Origin of the sequence: Streptomyces ruber, from assembly GCF_014648075.1 — a bacterium.
GTDB lineage: Bacteria > Actinomycetota > Actinomycetes > Streptomycetales > Streptomycetaceae > Streptomyces > Streptomyces ruber.
This window is the reverse complement of record NZ_BMQK01000051.1, coordinates 1-948: the sequence shown is the minus strand read 5'-3', so window position 1 is coordinate 948 and position 948 is coordinate 1. Positions and strand designations below refer to the sequence as shown.

Sequence of the window (948 nt, the reverse complement as noted above, 5' to 3'; positions counted from 1 at the left end):
CTAGGGCCTGTTGTGAAAGTGCTGGTCACAGCCACTCGTTGATGGCTGCGACCAGCACGGTCGCTTGGTAGCGGACGGCGAGTTTGTCGTACCGGGTGGCGACGGCCCGGTGACGCTTGAGCCGGTTGATCCCGCACTCGACCGCGTGCCGCTGCTTGTAGTCGTCCTTGTCGAACTTTGGCGGCCGCCCGCCACGCGATCCGCGCTTGAGACGGTTGCGGACCCGGTCCGCCGGAACCGGGATGGTGGCCTTGATTCCGCGTCTGCGCAGGTAGGAGCGATTGCTGCGCGAGTCGTACGCCTTGTCGGCCCGGACCCGGTCCGGGCGCTTGCGCGGCCTGCCGAGCCCCAGCCGGGGAACCCGGATGGCTTCCAGGACCGGCTCGAACTGCGGGGAGTCGCCCCGCTGCCCAGCCGTGATCACGACGGACAAGGGCTTCTGCCCCTGCTCGACCGCGAGGTGAATTTTGCTGGTCAGTCCGCCGCGGGAGCGTCCGAGGCCGTGGTCGGCCGGCTCGATGAAGATCCCGCCGGGTGGCTCGTTCTGGAGGTCCCCTTTTTCACCGCTCCGGCGGCGTGCTGGTGGGCCCGGCAGACGGTGGAGTCGACGTTGACATCCCAGGTGATCAGGCCCTTCGCGTCCGCCTCGGCCTGGAGCTGGGTGAGGATCCTCGCCCAGGTGCCGTCCCGCTGCCAGCGACGGAACAGGTCATAGACCCGGTCCCACGGCCCATAACGTTCGGGCACGTCCCGCCAGGGAGCACCGGTCCGGGTCCGCCACCGTATGCCGTCTATCAGCTGCCGCCGCGTCCACACCGGCGGCCGGCCCGGCTTGATGCCCGTCGGCAGCAGAGGCTCAAGCCGGGCCCACTGGTCGTTTGTCAGATCCCCACGTCCCACAGGACGTGATCATCAACGAACAAGATCCACTTTCGCAACAGACCCTAG

The 948-nt window shown here is 68.1% G+C and carries 1 protein-coding gene; it reads right to left on the bottom strand.

Annotated features, from left to right (window positions below):
• Positions 1-25 precede the first annotated feature (25 nt).
• Positions 26-900 (bottom strand): IS5 family transposase gene (locus IEZ04_RS34310; protein WP_229821490.1). Its coding sequence is split into 2 segments (ribosomal slippage): positions 26-507 and positions 507-900, totalling 876 coding nucleotides; the frame shifts between segments, so codons are not numbered across the junction.
• Between the last annotated feature and the right edge of the window lie 48 nt (positions 901-948).